The sequence below is a fragment of the Bacteroides parvus genome (genome assembly GCF_017309675.2).
GTDB lineage: Bacteria > Bacteroidota > Bacteroidia > Bacteroidales > Bacteroidaceae > Bacteroides > Bacteroides uniformis.
The window spans coordinates 2121824-2141064 of sequence record NZ_CP084680.1; the positions used below are offsets into that span (position 1 = coordinate 2121824).

A 19241-nucleotide genomic window follows, 5' to 3' on the forward strand; every position below is an offset into this window, starting at 1 on the left:
GTACGATTGGACGATTTACGATTAAAATTACTTCGTAAATCAAACATCGTTCAACAAAGGTAAATCAAGAGTATTTTCAATCGTAAATTGTAAATCGTAAATACAAAGATGAAGACAAAATTTGATATAATAACCAGTACTTGTGTGCCTCTTCCATTAGAGAATGTGGATACAGACCAGATAATCCCTGCACGTTTTCTGAAAGCTACTACCCGTGAGGAAAAGTTCTTCGGAGATAATTTGTTCCGTGATTGGCGCTATCATCCGGACGGTTCTCTGAACAAGGACTTTGTTTTGAACAATCCCACTTACGGTGGACAGATTCTGGTGGCGGGAAAGAACTTCGGTTCCGGTTCCAGCCGTGAGCATGCTGCATGGGCCATTGCCGGTTACGGGTTCCGCGTGGTGGTATCGAGCTTCTTTGCCGATATACACAAGAACAATGAACTGAACAACTTTGTGCTTCCGGTGGTGGTAAGTGAGCCGTTCCTGAAAGAGTTATTCGACTCTATCTCTGCCAATCCGAAGATGGAAGTGGAAGTGAATCTGCCCGAACAGACCATCACCAACAAGGCTACGGGCAAGAGCGAACATTTTGAAATCAATGCCTACAAGAAACATTGCCTGATGAATGGCTTGGATGACATCGATTTTCTGGTTGAGAATAAAGATAAGATAGAAGCTTGGGAGAATAAAAATGAAGCATAATCATCCGAAGATAGAAATCATGGACACTACGCTCCGCGACGGTGAACAGACCAGCGGAGTCTCCTTTGTGCCCCATGAGAAGCTGATGATTGCCCGTTTGTTGCTGGAGGAATTGAAGGTAGACCGGGTAGAGGTGGCTTCTGCGCGGGTATCCGAAGGAGAGTTTGATGCCGTAAAAATGATTTGTGACTGGGCGGCACGCCGTAATCAGTTGCCAAGAGTAGAAGTGCTTGGCTTTGTAGATGGCCACACGTCGGTGGACTGGATACATGCGACCGGTTGCCGTGTCATCAATCTGCTGTGCAAAGGCTCGCTGAAGCATTGCACCTACCAGTTGAAGAAGACTCCCGAAGAGCATATCGAGGATATTCTGTCCGTAGTGGATTACGCTAACGAGCAGGATATGGTAGTGAATGTCTATCTGGAAGACTGGAGCAACGGCATGAAAGATTCTCCGGAATATGTGTTCCGTCTGATGGACGCCTTGGAGCAGACCAATATCCGCCGTTACATGTTACCTGACACATTGGGCGTATTGAACCCGCTACAAGTCATCGAGTTCATGCGCAAGATGGTGAAACGCTATCCGTATGCCCATTTCGACTTCCATGCCCACAATGACTATGACCTTGCCGTGAGCAATGTGCTTGCCGCCGTACTTAGCGGTTGTAAGGGACTGCATACTACCATCAACGGCCTGGGCGAACGTGCCGGCAATGCTCCGCTTGCCAGTGTGCAGGCTATCCTGAAAGACCACTTCAATGCCATTACCAACATTGACGAAAGCCGCCTGAACGATGTAAGCCGTGTGGTGGAGTCCTACTCGGGTATCGTAATCCCTGCCAATAAACCGATTGTGGGCGAGAATGTATTTACCCAAGTGGCAGGCGTCCATGCCGACGGTGACAATAAAAGTAACCTCTACTGCAACGACCTTCTGCCCGAACGCTTTGGCCGCAAGCGAGAGTATGCCCTGGGCAAGAACAGCGGTAAAGCCAATATCCGGAAGAATTTGGAGGACTTGGGATTACAACTGGATGAAGATGCCATGCGCAAAGTGACCGAACGCATCATTGAGCTGGGCGACAAGAAGGAACTGGTGACGCAAGAAGACCTGCCCTATATTGTTTCGGACGTACTGAAGCACGGAATGGCAGAAGAACGCGTCAGCCTTAAGAGCTATATTGTGAATCTGGCGTATGGATTGAAGCCGATGGCTACGTTGAAGATAGAAATCAACGGAAAGGAATATGAGGAAAGTTCCAGTGGAGATGGCCAGTATGATGCTTTTGTGCGCGCCTTGCGCAAGATATATAAAGTGACACTGGGCCGTAAGTTCCCGATGCTGACGAACTATGCCGTGACCATTCCTCCCGGCGGGCGTACCGATGCCTTTGTGCAGACGGTTATTACCTGGAGTTTTGAAGATACGATATTCCGTACACGCGGATTGGACGCAGACCAGACGGAAGCGGCCATCAAGGCGACGGTGAAGATGTTGAATATCATAGAAGACGAATACGAATCATAAAAAATGGATCTTATGGAGAAAAAGAAATCGTTTTTTGAGAGGCGTCCTTATGTATGCTATGCGTTGTATGCAGGCTTGCTTTTTGCTTTCAACCTCTTTCTGCGTTGGTGGAGCGGCGAGTTGGATGCGGACGAGTATCTTATGTCAGCCATCAATACCCTTATATTGACAGCTGGTTTTGTGTGGGGTGACCGGTATCGCCGCAAGAATCTTGCAAACAAAAAGAAGATAGATGAACTTTTAAATAATAAATAAAACAATGGATTTTAAAATTGCAGTGTTGGCCGGTGACGGTATCGGCCCCGAAATCTCTACCGTAGGCGTGGATGTGATGACTGCCGTGTGTGAGAAGTTCGGACATAAAGTGAACTATGAATATGCCATCTGCGGTGCAGACGCGATAGACAAGGTGGGTGACCCGTTTCCCGAAGCCACTTATGAGGCTTGTAAAAATGCGGATGCTGTATTGTTCTCTGCCGTAGGTGACCCGAAATTCGACAATGACCCTACTGCCAAAGTGCGTCCCGAGCAGGGCTTGCTGGCTATGCGCAAGAAACTGGGACTGTTTGCCAACATCCGTCCCGTACAGACCTTCAAATGTCTGCTCCATAAGTCTCCCCTTCGTGCGGAACTGGTGGATGGTGCCGATTTCCTTTGTATCCGCGAACTGACCGGTGGCATGTACTTCGGTGAGAAATACCAGGACAATGACAAGGCGTATGATACGAACATGTATACCCGTCCTGAGATTGAACGTATCCTGAAAGTCGGATTTGAATATGCCATGAAACGTAACAAACATCTTACGGTGGTGGATAAAGCCAACGTGCTTGCCTCTTCCCGCCTTTGGAGACAGATTGCCCAGGAAATGGCACCGCAATATCCCGAAGTGACAACCGACTATATGTTTGTGGACAACGCCGCTATGAAGATGATTCAAGAGCCGAAGTTCTTTGACGTAATGGTTACGGAAAATACGTTTGGCGATATTTTGACGGACGAGGGTTCCTGCATCAGTGGCTCTATGGGATTGCTGCCTTCTGCTTCTACGGGAGAGAGCACGCCGGTATTCGAGCCTATTCATGGCTCCTGGCCGCAAGCGAAAGGTTTGAATATAGCCAATCCGCTGGCGCAAATTTTGTCTGTAGCCATGCTTTTCGAATACTTCGACCTGAAAGAGGAAGGGGCGTTGATTCGCAAGGCAGTGGATGCTTCACTCGATGCGAATGTACGTACACCGGAGATTCAAGTAGAAGGTGGAGACAAATACGGTACCAAGGAAGTGGGCGCTTGGATTGTAGACTATCTTAAGAAGTCTTGATGCCAGTATCCCATTACTGTTCTGTCCATCAGTAACTTCCCACTGTAAAGTTCTGCAAAAAGCATGCACCATCTTTGCAGTGGGAAGTCGCTGATTGTCAGATATGGTTCTTCCTTCCCATTTTTCCTTCTTCAATCGTTTCATATCCTTTCATCCTCTTTATTCGTGTTAAGCTTTGGTAGATGGCAGCATAATCTTTCCTTTCCCGCACGGTTTATTTCTTGGAATTTGCATATCTTTGTCAGCATATCCATGCACCGCAAGTATGTGCGGGAAGAATGTATTAGACAATAAGATTATGGCGAAAATTGCAAAGAACCTGACGGAGTTGATTGGGCATACTCCTTTGATGGAATTGGCTGAATACAGCCGTAAATACGGATTGAAAAGAAACGTAGTGGCAAAACTGGAATCTTTTAATCCGGCGGGAAGCGTGAAGGACCGTGTGGCATTTGCCATGATTGAGGATGCCGAGGCACGTGGGGCTTTGAAACCCGGAGCTACGATTATTGAACCTACCAGTGGCAATACCGGCGTGGGACTGGCGATGGTGGCAACCATCAAGGGATACCATTTGATATTGACCATGCCGGAGACCATGAGTGTGGAACGCCGTAATCTGTTGAAAGCCTTGGGCGCGGAGATTGTACTGACCGACGGGCTGGCAGGTATGTCCGGCTCCATTGCCAAAGCGAAAGAACTGCGGGATGCGATACCCGGTGCGGTTATTCTGCAACAGTTTGAGAATCCCTCCAATGCCAAGGCTCATGAACATACTACGGGGGAAGAAATCTGGACGGACACGGATGGCAAAGTTACTGTTTTTGTTGCCGGTGTGGGCACGGGCGGCACGGTCTGTGGAGTGGCGCGTGCCTTGAAGAAACACAATCCGGATGTCTATGTTGTGGCTGTAGAACCTGCCTCCTCTCCGGTCCTGGAAGGAGGGGAAGACGCACCGCACCGCATCCAGGGGATTGGAGCCAATTTTATTCCTTCCATTTATGATGCTTCTGTAGTAGACGAGGTTATTCCGGTACCCGATGACGAGGCCATTCGTGGAGGACGGGAGCTGGCTTCTACGGAAGGCTTGCTGGCCGGCATCTCATCCGGTGCAGCGGTATATGCGGCACGGTTGCTGGCCGAACGCCCTGAATTTGCGGATAAAATGATTGTTGCCCTACTGCCCGATACGGGGGAACGCTATTTGTCAACAGAACTGTTTGCTTTCGATACCTATCCTTTGGAATAAATACTGAACGATTATATGAAGAAATTTATTTTTTCTTTCCTTTTGTGTGGAGCCACGATGTTTTCTGCCTTTTCACAAACCTATCAAGAACTGAGCGAACGTGCGGTTGCAGCCACGGAGCAGGATAGCTTGTCATTGGCCGAAAAATACATTGAACAAGCTTTGAAAATGGAGCCTGCCAACCCTCATAACGCTATGCTGTTCTCCAACTTGGGAACGATACAGCGTCGGCAACACCGGTATGAGCAGGCCCTTGACTCGTATACTCTGGCATTGAACATTGCTCCGCGTGCCATACCTGCCCTGATGAACCGTGCCGCTCTTTATCTTGAGTTGGGGAAGGATGATTTGGCCCGGATAGACTATTCTTTGGTGCTGGATATAGAGAGCGATAATCAGGAAGCCTTGCTAATGCGCGCCTATATCTATATGCGGCAGCGCAACTATAATTTTGCAAAGTCTGATTATGAACGTCTGCTGAAACTTGCCCCCCGGAGTTACAATGGCCGTCTGGGGTTGGCTACACTGGAGCAGAAGGAGGGCAAATATGAAGCGGCGCTTTCGATATTGAATGCCATGATTGCAGAAAAAGGAGGAGAATCTATCCGGCTGACTACCCAGCAATATGCCGTGCTTTACGTGGCACGTGCGGGTGTGGAGCAGGATATGAAACATGCAGACCTGGCCATGATGGACTTGGAAGAAGCTATTAAGCTGGATCCTTCACAGACGGAAGCCTACTTGATACGGGGACAAATTTATCTTTCCCAAAAGAAAAAGGAGTTGGCAAAACGTGACTTCGAAAAAGCCATTTCGCTTGGCGTACCGCAAGGTGACCTCAGGGAATTGTTGTTGCAGTGTAAATAATATTCAACTATATTTCCGTATCAGCTCCACAAACTCTTTTCCGTATTTCTTCTTCTTATATTCACCGATACCGCTGATATTACCAAAATCTTCTATGGTGGTGGGGCGGGAGGTGCTTAGCAGGTGGAGTACTTTGTCAGACAGTACGATATAGGCAGGGAGTGCTTCCTGGTCGGCAAGGCGTTTGCGGAGAGTGCGGAGAGCCTCGAAAAGTTCCCCACTTTCTGTATTGGGCAATCCCAATGGCAATTCTTTGGTTGGAACTGTAGCCTTGCGTTTACGGCCTCTTGTAGTTTGTACAGCTTCCTCGCGGCGGATGGTGACAAGCAGGGCGCGTGCTCTGCCAAACAAGATATCTGTTCCGCTTTGAGTAATTTTCAGATGGTTGTTTTCATTGTAGGCTATTTCGAAATAGCCGAGTTGCAACATTTGCAGCAGGTAGTCATGCCAATCTCTGGCGGGTACTTCACGCCCGACTCCAAAGGTCTTAAGACGATGGTATCCTCTTTCTGTAACTTCAGAACTCATGTTTCCTCGGAGGATGTCCACTAAAATACCGGTCCCTATCTGCTGCTCGGAACGCGCGATTGCACTAAGTGCCTTTTGTACGATTATTGTACCATCGAAACGCTTGGGAGGATTTTTGCATACATCACAGTTTCCACAGTCGCAAGTCGTATTTTCACCGAAATAGCTTAACAGAATGCGGCGGCGGCAGATATCTGCTTCCGCATATTGCTGCATGCGTTGCAGTTTTTCCAGGTTGATGCTTTGCTGTCCACTGTCCGTTGCGAATTTAGTGAGCAGAATGAGGTCGGCCAGTGAATAGAACAAAAGGGTGTCACTGGGCATTCCGTCCCGTCCGGCACGTCCTATTTCCTGATAGAAACTTTCAATGCTTTTGGGCAAATTGTAATGAATTACCCAGCGTACATTGCTTTTGTCAATTCCCATTCCAAAGGCGATGGTGGCGCATACCACTTGCACGCGGTCATTGATGAAGTCGTCTTGCGCTTCATCTCTTCGTGCCGGTGACAGTCCTGCATGATAGACCGCTGATTTTATCCCTTGTTTTTGAAGCATTTGTGCCACTGTTTCAGTCTTGCTGCGGCTCATGCAATAAATAATGCCGCTCTCTCCCGGATGGCGGGCAATGAAGTCGAGGATGGCTTTGCTTTTTTCCTTCTGCTGGTAACCTCTTTTTACGGTGAGGCTCAGGTTGGGACGGTCGAAAGATGAAATGAAAACCCTGGGTTGGTTGAGGCGTAGCTGTTTAATAATATCTTCACGGGTTATTTTGTCGGCTGTGGCAGTAAGTGCAATGATGGGAACCTGGGGAAACTGTTGGTGAAGGATGCCCATCTGTGTATATTCCGGACGGAAATCGTGTCCCCATTGTGAGATGCAGTGAGCTTCATCAATGGCGAAAAGGGAAATATGCATATCTCTTAACAGATAGTTGGCTTCCGTCAATAATTTTTCAGGAGAAATATATAGTAGTTTCAGCTTGCCTTCCATGCATGCACGTCGTAGGGAAGCATTCTCTGTTTCATCATTATTGCTGTTCAGTGCACCGGCCGCGATGCCGTTTGCACAGAGCGTTTCCACTTGGTCCTTCATCAAGGAAATGAGCGGAGAAACCACTACCGCCGTGCCTTCACTCAATAAGGCGGGAAGTTGATAGCAGATGGATTTTCCGCCTCCCGTCGGCATCAGTACCAATGCGTCTTTACGGTCCATCAGATGGCGTATGATGTCTTCTTGTAAGGGGCGGAAACTGTCGTAACCGAAATATGTCTTGAGCGTTTGTAGCATAATCTGGCAGTATGGATTTCTTCCGACAAAGGTACACTAATTATTGCATATACTACAAATGGAAAGTCATCAAGATTTAGTATCATATGAGTTTCCGCAAAAGGTTAAAGTTTCTTATTAATGGCTGAATTGAGCTACTTTTCAACCTTTTTCGTTGTTTATTTATCAAAAATATATACGGGAAAAGTTGTGTATTAAAAAAAAATGTCTGACTTTTGTAAAGTCTAAAGGGCTAACCCTTTGGCTTTTCCGATTTTAAACAACCCTAACCAGTTAATTCAATGAGTGATTTAGAAAACAATGCCCAGGAAAAAGGAACGAAGAAACGTCCTTACAACCTGCGCGAAAAGAAAGAAAAGAATGCTGCCTACCGTTCTTTGATAAGGCCGGAATTGGCAGATGAGTTGTATGACAAGATATTGAATATCGTTGTTGTACAAAAGAAGTATAGAGATGCTGATTATTCCGCTAAGGATTTGGCGAAAGAATTGCAGACCAATACCCGCTATTTATCTGCAGTGGTGAATTCACGCTTCGGCATGAACTACTCTTGCCTGCTGAATGAATATAGAGTAAAAGAAGCGCAGCATTTGTTGACAGACAAAAGATATGCTGACAAGAATGTAGAGGAAATCAGTACGATGGTAGGCTTTGCAAACCGTCAGTCTTTTTATGCTGCTTTTTATAAAAATGTAGGTGAGACTCCTAATGGATATCGTAAAAGACACGCTGAAAAAGAGGCTAAGAAGAAATAATTCTGTATGATTGAATGAATAAAAAGGAAATATTTCGGAACAGTTGTTTCGGGATACTTCCTTTTCTTCTTTTTTAATACCAATCCATATATTCCCGACACATGAAGAAACAACTGATTTCTATGGTGACTGCCCTTTCTCTATTGACGGCTTGTGGCGGAAATCCGAAAACAACTGCTGAGGCAGAAAAATTTGACTATACAGTGGAACAATTTGCAGATTTACAGATTTTACGTTACCGTGTACCAGGTTTTGAGGATTTGTCCCTCAAACAAAAAGAATTGGTTTATTATTTGACGGAAGCGGCTTTGCAGGGTAGAGACATTCTTTTCGATCAGAATGGCAAGTACAACCTGACGATTCGCCGGATGTTGGAGGCTGTCTATACCGGCTATAATGGAGATAAGAACACTCCTGATTTCAAGGCTATGGAAGTGTACCTCAAGCGGGTATGGTTCTCCAATGGCATTCATCATCACTATGGCAGCGAAAAGTTCGTTCCGGGATTTACTCCCGAATTCTTCAGGCAGGCTGTACAGAGTGTGGATGCAGCTACGTTGCCGCTTGCCGAAGGACAGACTGTGGAACAACTATGCGAGGAAGTATTCCCCGTTATTTTTGACCCTAAAGTGATGCCCAAGCGGGTGAATCAAGCTGCCGGTGAAGATTTGGTATTGACTTCCGCATGCAATTATTATGATGGCGTGACGCAGCAAGAAGCCGAAGACTTTTATAATGCCTTGAAGAATCCGCAGGATGAAACTCCCGTTTCCTATGGTTTGAACAGCCGTTTGGTGAAAGAGGATGGCAAGATTCAGGAGAAAGTATGGAAAGTGGGTGGTTTGTATGGACAGGCACTTGAAAAGATTGTCTATTGGCTGAAGAAGGCGGAAGGAGTTGCCGAGACTCCCGAGCAGAAGGCGGTGATAGCCAAACTGATGGATTTCTATGAAACCGGCGATTTGAAGACATTCGATGAATATGCCATTTTGTGGGTGAAGGATTTGAACTCACGCATTGACTTTGTGAACGGTTTTACCGAAAGTTATGGTGACCCGCTCGGCATGAAGGCAAGCTGGGAATCTCTGGTGAATTTTAAAGATTTGGAAGCTACCCGGCGTACAGAGTTGATAAGCGGCAATGCACAGTGGTTTGAGGACCATTCACCGGTAGACGGACAATTCAAGAAGGAAAAAGTGAAAGGGGTGTCTGCCAAGGTAATCACGGCGGCTATTCTGGCCGGTGACTTGTATCCTGCAACAGCTATCGGCATCAACCTGCCCAATGCGAACTGGATACGTAGCCAGCATGGTTCGAAATCCGTTACAATCGGTAACATTACAGATGCTTATAACAAGGCTGCTCATGGCAACGGATTCAATGAGGAGTTTGTGTACAGTGATGCAGAGCTTCAACTGATTGATAAGTACGCAGATGTGACAGATGAACTGCATACTGACCTGCATGAATGTTTGGGACATGGTTCCGGCAAATTGCTTCCGGGTGTGGACCCGGATGCGTTGAAGGCGTATGGCTCTACTATTGAAGAGGCACGCGCCGACTTGTTCGGACTCTACTACGTGGCCGATCCGAAGCTGGTGGAACTGGGGCTTACTCCAAGTGCGGATGCTTATAAGGCTCAATACTACACCTATCTGATGAATGGTTTGATGACACAGCTTGTACGTATCGAACCGGGCAACAATGTAGAAGAAGCCCATATGCGTAACCGCCAGCTCATAGCGCGCTGGGTGTATGAAAATGGTGCGGCGGAGAAGGTTGTGGAATTGGTAAAGAAGGATGGGAAGACGTACGTCGTGATAAACGATTATGAGAAAGTGCGTGACTTGTTTGGCCGGTTGCTTGCCGAGATACAGCGTATCAAGTCCACCGGTGACTATGCCGGTGCCCATGATTTGGTGGAAGCCTATGCCGTGAAAGTCGATCCCGCTTTGCATGCCGAAGTGCTGGAACGCTACAAGAAGCTGAATCTTGCGCCGTATAAGGGTTTCGTCAATCCGAAATATGAGGCGGTGACGGATGCCAACGGTACTATAACAGATGTGACAGTGACTTATGATGAAGGTTATGCGGAACAGATGTTGCGTTATAGCAAAGACTATTCTACATTGCCTTCTGTCAATAAATGATGAACTATGATAGATACTAAAGAGCAGCTGCATCAGCGGCTGAAAGATATAAAGACACAGCTCCGTCTCTCAATGAACGGGGCTGTGTCCCAAAGTATGCGTGAAAAAGGGCTGGTATATAAGCTGAACTTTGGCGTGGAGCTGCCCCGTATCAAGGGTATTGCTGCCGGTTACGAGAAGGACCACTCTCTGGCTCAGGCTTTGTGGAAAGAAGATATCAGAGAGTGCAAAATATTGGCGGGACTTTTACAGCCAGTAGAGAGTTTCCTCCCCGAGATAGCCGATATCTGGGTGGAAGATATCCGTAATATCGAGATTGCAGAACTTACTAGTATGAATTTATTCCAACATCTTCCTTATGCGCCTGCCAAGTCCTTCCATTGGATTGCAAGCGAGGACGAATACACGCAGGTTTGCGGCTTCCTCACCATAGCCCGTCTATTGATGAAGAAAGGGGATATGAGTGAACGGGTTGAAAATGAGTTCCTCGACCAGGCAATAACGGCTTTTTTGTCGGGCTCCTATCATGTGCGCAATGCAGCCATGACCGCTATCCGCCGCTTTATGCAGCAAAATGAGGAAAATTCTTTTCAAGTTTGCCGCAGGGTGGAGGGTATGGACAATTCTTCTTCTGATGTAGAACAATTACTATACAATCTTGTAAAAGAGGAGGTTTGTTAGATTAGTTCTATGGTTATAGAGACTGATGCGGTAAGGGAATATTTCCCTTATCGCAATTTTTATCTCTTTCTCGTTTGCTTTCCACAAAAAAGGATTAACTTTGTTGGCTGTAAAACTGCGCCGTCAAATGGAAAGTCAGAATGTGAAAGATACAGTTAGGCAGATATTCACTGAATATCTGAATGCGAACGGGCATCGGAAGACTCCCGAACGTTATGCCATACTTGACACCATTTACTCCATAGACGGTCATTTTGATATCGACACGCTCTATTCACTGATGGCCGACCAGGAGAATTTCCGCGTCAGCCGTGCAACGCTTTACAATACCATCATTTTGCTTATAAATGCTCGTCTGGTCATCAAGCATCAGTTCGGCAACTCTTCCCAATACGAAAAATCTTATAATCGCGATACACACCATCACCAGATATGCACCCAGTGCGGAAAGGTAACTGAGTTTCAGAACGAGGAGTTGCAGCATGCCATTGAGAATACCAAGCTGAGCCGTTTTAATCTTACGCACTATTCCTTATATATGTATGGGTTGTGCAGCAAGTGTGACCGGGCCAATAAACGGAAGAAAAAGAATAATAACCATAAAAAAGAAAAATGAAAGTAGACGTATTATTAGGATTACAATGGGGCGACGAAGGCAAAGGCAAAGTCGTTGATGTGTTAACTCCGAGATACGATGTCGTAGCTCGTTTCCAGGGCGGACCGAATGCCGGACATACACTCGAGTTTGAAGGGCAGAAGTATGTGCTCCGTTCCATTCCGTCTGGAATATTCCAGGGGGACAAGGTGAATATCATTGGTAACGGTGTAGTGCTTGACCCGGCTCTCTTCAAAGCGGAAGCCGAATCTTTGGAAGCGTCTGGCCATAACTTGAAGGAACGCTTGCACATTTCCAAGAAAGCACACCTCATTCTGCCGACTCACCGCATACTGGATGCTGCATACGAAGCAGCCAAAGGCGATGCAAAGGTAGGAACGACCGGAAAAGGCATCGGACCGACTTATACGGATAAAATCAGCCGTAACGGTGTGCGCGTAGGCGACATTCTGCATGACTTTGACAAGAAGTATGCAGCGGCCAAGGCCCGTCATGAACAGATATTGAAGAGCCTGAACTATGAGTATGAACTTGCAGAAATGGAGAAGGCATGGTTCGAAGGTATCGAATACTTGAAACAATTCCAGTTGGTGGACAGTGAACACGAGATGAACAATCTGTTGGCTGTCGGCAAGTCTGTATTGTGCGAAGGCGCGCAGGGGACAATGCTAGACATTGATTTCGGTTCTTATCCGTTTGTCACTTCTTCCAATACGGTCTGTGCGGGTGCTTGTACCGGTCTGGGTATTGCTCCCAACAAGATTGGTGAGGTATATGGTATTTTCAAGGCCTATTGTACGCGCGTAGGTGCCGGTCCGTTCCCGACGGAATTATTCGACAAGACCGGTGACCAGATTTGCACGCTGGGGCATGAGTTCGGGTCTGTGACTGGACGTAAGCGCCGTTGTGGTTGGATTGACTTGGTGGCATTGAAATACGCCATTATGGTAGACGGGGTTACCAAACTGATTATGATGAAGAGCGATGTGCTCGATTCTTTTGAAACCATTAAGGCTTGTGTAGCTTACAAGATGGATGGGGAAGAGATTGATTACTTCCCGTTCGATATCAACGAGACTATTGAACCGGTTTATGTAGAGCTACCCGGTTGGCAGACGGATATGACCAAGATGCAGAGTGAAGATGAGTTCCCGGAAGAATTCAATGCATATTTGTCATTCCTGGAAGAACAGCTTGGTGTGCCCATCAAGATTGTTTCCTTGGGACCGGACCGTGAGCAGACCATCGAACGATATACAGAGGAATAATAAAACAAACAGATAACCTTAGGCACGGATTACACGGATTTCGCGGCTTCATCTGAAGAACCGTGGGTGTCCGGATAATCCGTGCCTTTTTTATTTATTGCCATGAAAACACGTCTTTTGTCTTTTTTACTGCTGTTGCTCCTTGTGCCCTCCGCACAGTCGCAGACTTATCAGCCGACGGAGGAAAATCTGAAATCCCGTCAGGAGTTTCGTGACAACCGATTCGGTATCTTCCTGCATTGGGGGATATACAGCATGCTGGCTACTGGAGAATGGACCATGACGAACAAGAACCTTAATTATAAGGAGTATGCCAAACTGGCGGGAGGCTTCTATCCTGCCAAGTTCGATGCCGCCAGATGGGTGTCAGCCATCAAAGCGTCCGGGGCAAAGTATATCTGCTTCACGTCCCGGCATCACGATGGCTTTTCCATGTTCCACACACGCTTTTCCGATTACAATATTGTGGATGCCACCCCTTTTAAGCGGGATATTCTGAAAGAATTGGCAGACGAGTGCCACAAGCAAGGTATCCGTCTGCATCTCTACTATTCGCACATTGACTGGTATCGCGAAGATGCTCCGTGGGGACGCACCGGACGTGGAACGGGACGGCCGAATCCGAAGGGCGACTGGAACAGCTACTATAAATTCATGAACAACCAGCTGACCGAGTTGCTCACTAATTATGGAAAAATAGGTGCCATCTGGTTTGATGGCTGGTGGGACCAGGACCAGAATCCGGATTTCGATTGGCAACTGCCCGGGCAATATGCCATGATACACCGCCTGCAACCGGCTTGCCTGGTTGGGAACAACCATCATCAAGCACCGTTTGTCGGCGAGGACATCCAGATATTCGAGCGCGATCTGCCGGGAGAGAACCGTGCCGGCCTTTCCGGGCAGGATATCAGCGCCTTGCCCCTTGAAACCTGCGAGACGATGAATGGAATGTGGGGATATAAGATTACGGACCAGGATTATAAATCCACCAAAACGCTGATACATTACCTGGTGAAGGCTGCGGGTAAAGATGCCAATCTGCTGATGAATATCGGTCCTCAGCCGGACGGTGAGCTGCCTGCTGTTGCATTGGAGCGTCTGGCAGAAGTAGGGGAATGGATGAAGGTATACGGTGAAACCATCTACGGAACCCGTGGCGGCTGCATTGCTCCGCATCCTTGGGGAGTCACTACACAAAGAGAAAATAAATTATACGTGCATATTCTCGAATTGCAGGATAAGGCTCTCTTCCTGCCGTTGGAAGGCAAGAAAGTGAGGAAGGCAGTGGGGTATGCCGACCGTCTTCCAGTGAAGTTCCGTAAGTGTGAAGGAGGGGTGATGCTTTACTTGCCGGAGGTTCCGACGGATATCGATAAAGTGATAGAGGTGGAGATTGAAAAATAAATTATAAATCAGAAATCTTTAATTCTTCCTAAAAGATAAAGGAAACGCTGGCATTGCTCACCGTTTCCTTTTATTTTTGGCAGACTATTTGTTATACAATAAGAAACGACTGATTTATTCACAATTTAAAGAAAGAAAATTATGGGAACAGGAATGATAGGAATGCAATGGATTATTTTTATCGGTATTGCCGTCGTCAGCTGGCTGGTACAGATGAATCTTCAGAACAAATTCAAGAAGTACTCTAAAATCCCTACCGGCAACGGAATGACGGGAGCAGACGTGGCCTTGAAGATGCTGCACGATAATGGCATCTACGATGTGACTGTGACGCATACTCCTGGACATCTGACCGACCATTATAATCCTGCCAATAAGACAGTAAACCTGAGTGAGAGTGTTTATAGCAGTAACAGCATCATGGCTGCTGCCGTTGCAGCCCACGAATGTGGCCACGCTGTGCAGCATGCGTGTGCATACGCTCCGTTGACAATGCGCAGCAAACTGGTGCCGGTAGTCTCTTTCGCCTCACAGTGGATGACGTGGCTGCTGCTGGCAGGTATTTTGATGCTGAACTCCTTCCCGCAACTGTTACTGGCGGGTATTATACTGTTTGCGTTGACTACTTTGTTCAGCTTCATCACCTTGCCGGTGGAAATTAATGCAAGTAAGCGTGCGCTGGTATGGCTTAGCAATTCCGGCATTACAAATTCATATAATCATGCACAAGCGGAAGATGCACTGCGTTCGGCTGCCTATACGTATGTAGTGGCTGCTCTCGGTTCGCTTGCTACCTTGATTTATTATATCATGATATTCTTGGGACGCAGAGATTAAGTATATGATGCAGACATAAAAACAGACCATCTGTTCCATACGGACAGATGGTCTGTTTGCTTTAGATGGATAGTCTGTTTATATCAAACAGCTCATCTGTTGTGTATTATTCAACCTTTTCTGTAAAGGTGTAAGTTCAAAGCTTGTTTTTGTCACTTTTATACTGCAGTAATGGCATAAAGATAAACATTCTCTTTTCTCAATCAATAAAATACTGTAACTTTGTCGTCCGATTTTTAAAATGATTGAACTGATTATGGCTGCAAAACCAAGTATTCCGAAAGGAACCCGTGACTTCTCGCCCGTAGAAATGGCGAAGCGTAACTATATATTCAATACGATTCGTGAAGTGTATCACCTCTATGGCTTCCAGCAGATAGAAACGCCCTCAATGGAAATGCTTTCTACCTTGATGGGGAAGTATGGTGAGGAAGGTGACAAGCTCTTGTTCAAAATACAGAATTCTGGTGATTATTTCTCCGGACTTACGGACGAAGAACTGTTGAGCCGTAATGCAGTGAAGCTTGCCAGTAAGTTCTGCGAGAAAGGTTTGCGCTATGACCTCACAGTACCTTTTGCCCGTTACGTGGTGATGCACCGCGATGAAATAACTTTCCCTTTCAAACGTTATCAGATACAACCCGTGTGGCGTGCCGACCGTCCGCAGAAAGGGCGTTATCGTGAATTCTATCAATGCGATGCCGACGTGGTAGGCAGCGATTCCTTGCTGAGCGAAGTGGAACTGATGCAGATTGTAGATACGGTATTTACCCGCTTCGGCATCCGTGTTTGTATCAAGATTAACAACCGCAAGATATTGAGTGGCATTGCCGAAATCATCGGTGAGTCTGACAAGATTGTGGATATTACTGTGGCCATCGATAAGTTGGATAAGATAGGTCTAGATAATGTCAATGCCGAGTTGAAAGAGAAAGGCATCAGTGACGAGGCTATCGCTAAACTGCAACCTATCATTTTGTTGAGCGGAAGTAATGAAGAGAAACTCGCAACTCTGAAGGAGGTCCTTGCTGCCAGCGAGACTGGACTGAAAGGTGTGGAGGAAAGTGAATTTATCCTTTCCACTTTGAAGAATCTCGGCTTAAAGAATGAAATCGAGTTGGACTTGACATTGGCTCGTGGCTTGAATTACTATACCGGCGCCATCTTCGAAGTAAAGGCGCTTGATGTGCAAATCGGCAGTATCACCGGTGGAGGACGTTACGACAATTTGACGGGTGTATTCGGCATGTCCGGTGTCAGTGGTGTAGGCATCTCGTTCGGTGCAGACCGCATCTTTGATGTGCTGAATCAGCTCGACCTTTATCCGAAAGAAGCAGTGAATGGTACTCAGCTGTTGTTTATCAACTTTGGTGAGAAAGAAGCTGCATTCTCCATGAATGTACTTGCCGGGGTTCGTGCGGCAGGTATTCGTGCCGAGATTTTTCCCGATGCAAGCAAGATGAAGAAGCAGATGGGGTATGCGAACTCTAAAGCCATTCCGTTTGTGGCTTTGGTAGGGGAGAATGAGATGAATGAGGGTAAGGTGACATTGAAAAACATGGAGACCGGTGAGCAGAAAATGGTCACTCCCCAAGAGTTGGTTAGCGAACTGAAATAATAAAAACTGAAATACATTTAAAAAGGAGCATAAAGTTGCTCCTTTTTTTGTATATTTATGGCACGAATATAAGTATTTGTAATAGTGGCGTAGGAGAAATGAAACATCCTGCATTTATCTTTGTACTGACAAAAAAGGAGGTTCTTATGGTTTCTGTTGAGCTTAAGCAAGAAAAACACAATGCCCTCGTCAGTTTCCTGATGATTGTCATAGCGGTATTGTTCCTGCTCTATATGGGCAGTTCATTAGTGCATTCTACAAAAGCGTTCTGGGAAAATTATTCCATAGAAGAGCTGCTGGAATAGAAGGAATTCAAGTCAAATCACTACCTTTGTCGGCAAAACATACTGCCGATGATACTTTATTTTACCGCAACCGGAAACTCACACTGGATTGCAGAATTGCTTGCAGAGGCTACGCATGATACTGCCGTCAGCATTGTTGATTGCCTTAAGCAAGGCCTGATACCCGCAGAGCTGTCAAAAGCTGACAGAGTGGGTATTGTTTTTCCGGTGCACTCATGGTATGCCCCCCGTGTCTTGATTGATTTTTTGTCGCAGCTCCGGTTGCCGGACTGCCGTTATCGTTATGCCGTGTGTACATGCGGGGACGATGTGGGAAAGGGAATGAACCGTCTGGCGGAGCATTTTCCGTTGGATGCTGCTTGGTCTGTTGCAATGCCTAATACCTACGTACCGATGTTCGACTTGGACGATGAGGCGCTTTGTCGTAAGAAGATAGAGAATGCACGGCTTGCCATTACTTCAATTGTGGAGGATGTCATTGCACGGAAGAAGGCTTGGAACGTGCATGAAGGCGGTGCTGCCTGGCTGAAAACGTATGTAGTGAATCCTTTGTTTGTACGTTTCATCATTGGTAGCAAGGGATTTCATGTAGATGAAGGCTGTATCTCTTGCGGAATATGCAGTAAATCTTGTCCGGTAGGTAATATCCGGTTGGTGGATGGGCGTCCGGTGTGGGGAAAGCACTGCATTCATTGTATGGCTTGTTTGCATTTTTGCCCCCGGAAAGTGATACAGTATGGAAAAGCGACACAGAAGAAGGGAAGATACCGGTTGGGAGATTATCTTTGTCGCTTTACCACTCCCACATAAATCAGCAGAATAACATTCATTACCAGTGCGTAGATAATGGCAGGTATTGCAATAATGTCATTGTTGAATACAAACGGGCTACTGGCAACGGCAATTGCCTGTGCGGCATTTTGCATACCGATTTCTATAATGAGTGTACGTTGTTCTTTTCGGTTGAGGTACATGGACTTCGATAGCAGTACGCCGCCTCCTATAGCCAGCAGGATAAGAACGGAGATGCAGATTCCTAGTTTGCCGAATTGGTCGGTGATGGTGGAATGGTGCTGTATGAAGAAGATAGTCGCCAGCAGGATAAGTGCGGGAAAAGCTATCTTCGACAATGTCTTATGAATCCTTTCTGCCATTTGCGGACGGTAACGCTTTGTGAGTATACCGGCTACAATGGGAAGGAGCATCAGGGCCAGGTTCTGTATGATGAGGCTGCCTATAGGGAGATGGACGTCTATGTTCAGATTGTTATCTACATAGTGTGTGGCGGATTCCATAATCATGGGGATGGTGAATAATGTGATAATACTGCTGCATGCCGTCAGTGACACGGACAATGCTACGTCTCCTTTAGCTATCATGGAGAAGATGTTGGATGAACTGCCACCTGGCGAGCAGGCTATGAGCATGATGCCGATAAAAAACAAAGGTTCGAGCTGGAAGACATGTCCTAAAGCAAATGCCAGCGTCGGCAGTAGGATAATTTGACCTGCCAGTCCGGCAATGATGGGGCGGGGGCGTTTGCGGAACAGTTTAAAGTCTTCGGTTTGTAATGTCAGTCCCAGTTCAAACATCAATAAGGTAAGAATGGGGAGGACTATCCATATTGCATTCATAAGTCAAATCATTTTGGAGGCTGCAAAGATAGCAAATCTTGTTTATACTTTGTCATTTTGTCAGTCTTTGTCTGCCAAACAAACAGCTTGTCGGTTTGGCACGGTTTTCGTAAGTTGTTTATTGCTTGTTTAAAGCGAAATTACTATTATAATAAATGTATAACATATAAAACAAAAAGACTATGAACATTAAACCATTAGCAGACAGAGTGCTGATACTCCCTGCACCTGCAGAAGAAAAGACAATTGGCGGTATCATTATTCCTGATACAGCGAAAGAGAAACCTTTGAAAGGTGAAGTTATTGCAGTAGGCAACGGAACAAAAGACGAAGAAATGGTGTTGAAGGTTGGTGACACAGTGTTGTATGGCAAGTATGCTGGTACTGAACTGGAAGTTGAAGGAACCAAGTACCTCATCATGCGTCAAAGCGATGTGCTCGCTGTTTTGGGATAATTTTTAATTAGTAAACCGTTAAAT

Annotated in this window: 19 protein-coding genes; 17 read left to right on the forward strand and 2 right to left on the reverse strand. The window is 46.4% G+C overall.

Annotated elements, in window-relative coordinates; translation table 11 throughout:
• The first annotated feature begins 108 nt into the window (after positions 1-108).
• The 6 genes from leuD (at position 109) to JXR92_RS08495 (ending at position 5676) form a co-directional block, all read left to right on the forward strand.
• Positions 109-708 carry a 3-isopropylmalate dehydratase small subunit gene (gene leuD, locus JXR92_RS08470; RefSeq protein WP_117601589.1) on the forward strand — a complete coding sequence of 200 codons (600 nt, stop codon included), beginning with the start codon at positions 109-111 and terminating at the stop codon, positions 706-708.
• Complete coding sequence (locus JXR92_RS08475; RefSeq protein WP_138344712.1) at positions 698-2239, forward strand: alpha-isopropylmalate synthase regulatory domain-containing protein; 1542 nt, start codon at positions 698-700, stop codon at positions 2237-2239. Before leuD ends, JXR92_RS08475 begins: the two co-directional genes overlap by 11 nt.
• Positions 2240-2251: 12 nt before the next feature.
• A complete protein-coding gene (locus JXR92_RS08480) occupies positions 2252-2494 on the forward strand; it encodes an anthrone oxygenase family protein (protein WP_025834589.1) in 243 nt (80 codons plus the stop codon).
• 4 nt (positions 2495-2498) lie between these two features.
• Positions 2499-3560, forward strand: coding sequence for a 3-isopropylmalate dehydrogenase (gene leuB / locus JXR92_RS08485; protein ID WP_117966782.1), 1062 nt, complete (start codon positions 2499-2501; stop codon positions 3558-3560).
• 298 nt (positions 3561-3858) lie between these two features.
• Positions 3859-4809 carry a cysteine synthase A gene (cysK, locus tag JXR92_RS08490; protein WP_131225911.1) on the forward strand — a complete coding sequence of 317 codons (951 nt, stop codon included), beginning with the start codon at positions 3859-3861 and terminating at the stop codon, positions 4807-4809.
• 15 nt (positions 4810-4824) lie between these two features.
• Positions 4825-5676, forward strand: a complete 852-nt coding sequence (locus JXR92_RS08495; RefSeq protein ID WP_138344714.1) for a tetratricopeptide repeat protein — start codon at positions 4825-4827, stop codon at positions 5674-5676.
• 3 nt (positions 5677-5679) lie between these two features.
• Here JXR92_RS08495 and recQ read toward each other — a convergent pair whose 3' ends face one another.
• Positions 5680-7491 carry a DNA helicase RecQ gene (gene recQ, locus JXR92_RS08500; protein WP_138344716.1) on the reverse strand — a complete coding sequence of 604 codons (1812 nt, stop codon included), beginning with the start codon at positions 7489-7491 and terminating at the stop codon, positions 5680-5682.
• Positions 7492-7772: 281 nt separating this feature from the next.
• Between recQ and JXR92_RS08505 the strand changes: the two genes are divergently transcribed.
• From JXR92_RS08505 to JXR92_RS08550, 10 genes are all read left to right on the forward strand, one after another.
• Positions 7773-8246, forward strand: coding sequence for a helix-turn-helix domain-containing protein (locus JXR92_RS08505; protein WP_117601585.1), 474 nt, complete (start codon positions 7773-7775; stop codon positions 8244-8246).
• 101 nt (positions 8247-8347) lie between these two features.
• Positions 8348-10396, forward strand: coding sequence for a dipeptidyl-peptidase 3 family protein (locus JXR92_RS08510; protein WP_117601584.1), 2049 nt, complete (start codon positions 8348-8350; stop codon positions 10394-10396).
• A gap of 6 nt (positions 10397-10402) precedes the next feature.
• Positions 10403-11077 (forward strand): DNA alkylation repair protein, encoded by a 675-nt coding sequence (locus JXR92_RS08515; RefSeq protein ID WP_117601583.1) that lies wholly within the window; start codon positions 10403-10405, stop codon positions 11075-11077.
• A 127-nt stretch (positions 11078-11204) separates the two neighbouring features.
• Complete coding sequence (locus tag JXR92_RS08520; protein ID WP_005835580.1) at positions 11205-11693, forward strand: Fur family transcriptional regulator; 489 nt, start codon at positions 11205-11207, stop codon at positions 11691-11693.
• Positions 11690-12961 (forward strand): adenylosuccinate synthase, encoded by a 1272-nt coding sequence (locus tag JXR92_RS08525; RefSeq protein WP_117601582.1) that lies wholly within the window; start codon positions 11690-11692, stop codon positions 12959-12961. Before JXR92_RS08520 ends, JXR92_RS08525 begins: the two co-directional genes overlap by 4 nt.
• 102 nt (positions 12962-13063) lie before the next feature.
• The gene (locus JXR92_RS08530) at positions 13064-14368 is read left to right on the forward strand and encodes an alpha-L-fucosidase (protein WP_117974543.1); all 1305 of its coding nucleotides are present in this window, start codon (positions 13064-13066) and stop codon (positions 14366-14368) included.
• 141 nt (positions 14369-14509) lie between these two features.
• On the forward strand, positions 14510-15205 hold the full coding sequence (locus JXR92_RS08535) for a zinc metallopeptidase (protein ID WP_117965136.1): 696 nt from the start codon (positions 14510-14512) through the stop codon (positions 15203-15205).
• 256 nt (positions 15206-15461) lie between these two features.
• On the forward strand, positions 15462-16823 hold the full coding sequence (gene hisS / locus JXR92_RS08540) for a histidine--tRNA ligase (RefSeq protein WP_117601592.1): 1362 nt from the start codon (positions 15462-15464) through the stop codon (positions 16821-16823).
• 146 nt (positions 16824-16969) lie between these two features.
• Entirely contained in the window at positions 16970-17128 is a 159-nt protein-coding gene (locus JXR92_RS08545) for a hypothetical protein (protein WP_165491391.1), read from the forward strand.
• 48 nt (positions 17129-17176) lie between these two features.
• Positions 17177-17938: an EFR1 family ferrodoxin gene (locus JXR92_RS08550; protein ID WP_117601579.1), complete on the forward strand. Its 762-nt coding sequence runs from the start codon at positions 17177-17179 to the stop codon at positions 17936-17938.
• On the opposite strand, the gene JXR92_RS08555 is transcribed toward JXR92_RS08550, so the two are convergent.
• Entirely contained in the window at positions 17908-18762 is an 855-nt protein-coding gene (locus JXR92_RS08555) for a bile acid:sodium symporter family protein (RefSeq protein WP_131225918.1), read from the reverse strand. The two genes, JXR92_RS08550 and JXR92_RS08555, sit on opposite strands and share 31 nt — an antisense overlap.
• 182 nt (positions 18763-18944) lie before the next feature.
• On the opposite strand from JXR92_RS08555, the gene JXR92_RS08560 reads away from it, so the two are divergent.
• Complete coding sequence (locus tag JXR92_RS08560; RefSeq protein ID WP_004290132.1) at positions 18945-19217, forward strand: co-chaperone GroES; 273 nt, start codon at positions 18945-18947, stop codon at positions 19215-19217.
• Positions 19218-19241 lie beyond the last annotated feature (24 nt).

Bases quoted from the DNA above. Each gene is read 5' to 3' on its own strand.
- cysK (WP_131225911.1), top strand. From the start codon at position 3,859: ATGGCGAAAATTGCAAAGAACCTGACGGAGTTGATTGGGCATACTCCT.
- JXR92_RS08525 (WP_117601582.1), top strand. From the start codon at position 11,690: ATGAAAGTAGACGTATTATTAGGATTACAATGGGGCGACGAAGGCAAA.
- JXR92_RS08480 (WP_025834589.1), top strand. From the start codon at position 2,252: ATGGAGAAAAAGAAATCGTTTTTTGAGAGGCGTCCTTATGTATGCTAT.
- JXR92_RS08545 (WP_165491391.1), top strand. From the start codon at position 16,970: ATGGTTTCTGTTGAGCTTAAGCAAGAAAAACACAATGCCCTCGTCAGT.
- JXR92_RS08515 (WP_117601583.1), top strand. From the start codon at position 10,403: ATGATAGATACTAAAGAGCAGCTGCATCAGCGGCTGAAAGATATAAAG.
- JXR92_RS08535 (WP_117965136.1), top strand. From the start codon at position 14,510: ATGGGAACAGGAATGATAGGAATGCAATGGATTATTTTTATCGGTATT.
- leuB (WP_117966782.1), top strand. From the start codon at position 2,499: ATGGATTTTAAAATTGCAGTGTTGGCCGGTGACGGTATCGGCCCCGAA.
- JXR92_RS08495 (WP_138344714.1), top strand. From the start codon at position 4,825: ATGAAGAAATTTATTTTTTCTTTCCTTTTGTGTGGAGCCACGATGTTT.
- JXR92_RS08530 (WP_117974543.1), top strand. From the start codon at position 13,064: ATGAAAACACGTCTTTTGTCTTTTTTACTGCTGTTGCTCCTTGTGCCC.
- JXR92_RS08510 (WP_117601584.1), top strand. From the start codon at position 8,348: ATGAAGAAACAACTGATTTCTATGGTGACTGCCCTTTCTCTATTGACG.
- leuD (WP_117601589.1), top strand. From the start codon at position 109: ATGAAGACAAAATTTGATATAATAACCAGTACTTGTGTGCCTCTTCCA.
- JXR92_RS08550 (WP_117601579.1), top strand. From the start codon at position 17,177: ATGATACTTTATTTTACCGCAACCGGAAACTCACACTGGATTGCAGAA.
- JXR92_RS08505 (WP_117601585.1), top strand. From the start codon at position 7,773: ATGAGTGATTTAGAAAACAATGCCCAGGAAAAAGGAACGAAGAAACGT.
- JXR92_RS08475 (WP_138344712.1), top strand. From the start codon at position 698: ATGAAGCATAATCATCCGAAGATAGAAATCATGGACACTACGCTCCGC.
- JXR92_RS08555 (WP_131225918.1), bottom strand. From the start codon at position 18,762: ATGAATGCAATATGGATAGTCCTCCCCATTCTTACCTTATTGATGTTT.
- JXR92_RS08560 (WP_004290132.1), top strand. From the start codon at position 18,945: ATGAACATTAAACCATTAGCAGACAGAGTGCTGATACTCCCTGCACCT.
- JXR92_RS08520 (WP_005835580.1), top strand. From the start codon at position 11,205: ATGGAAAGTCAGAATGTGAAAGATACAGTTAGGCAGATATTCACTGAA.
- recQ (WP_138344716.1), bottom strand. From the start codon at position 7,491: ATGCTACAAACGCTCAAGACATATTTCGGTTACGACAGTTTCCGCCCC.
- hisS (WP_117601592.1), top strand. From the start codon at position 15,462: ATGGCTGCAAAACCAAGTATTCCGAAAGGAACCCGTGACTTCTCGCCC.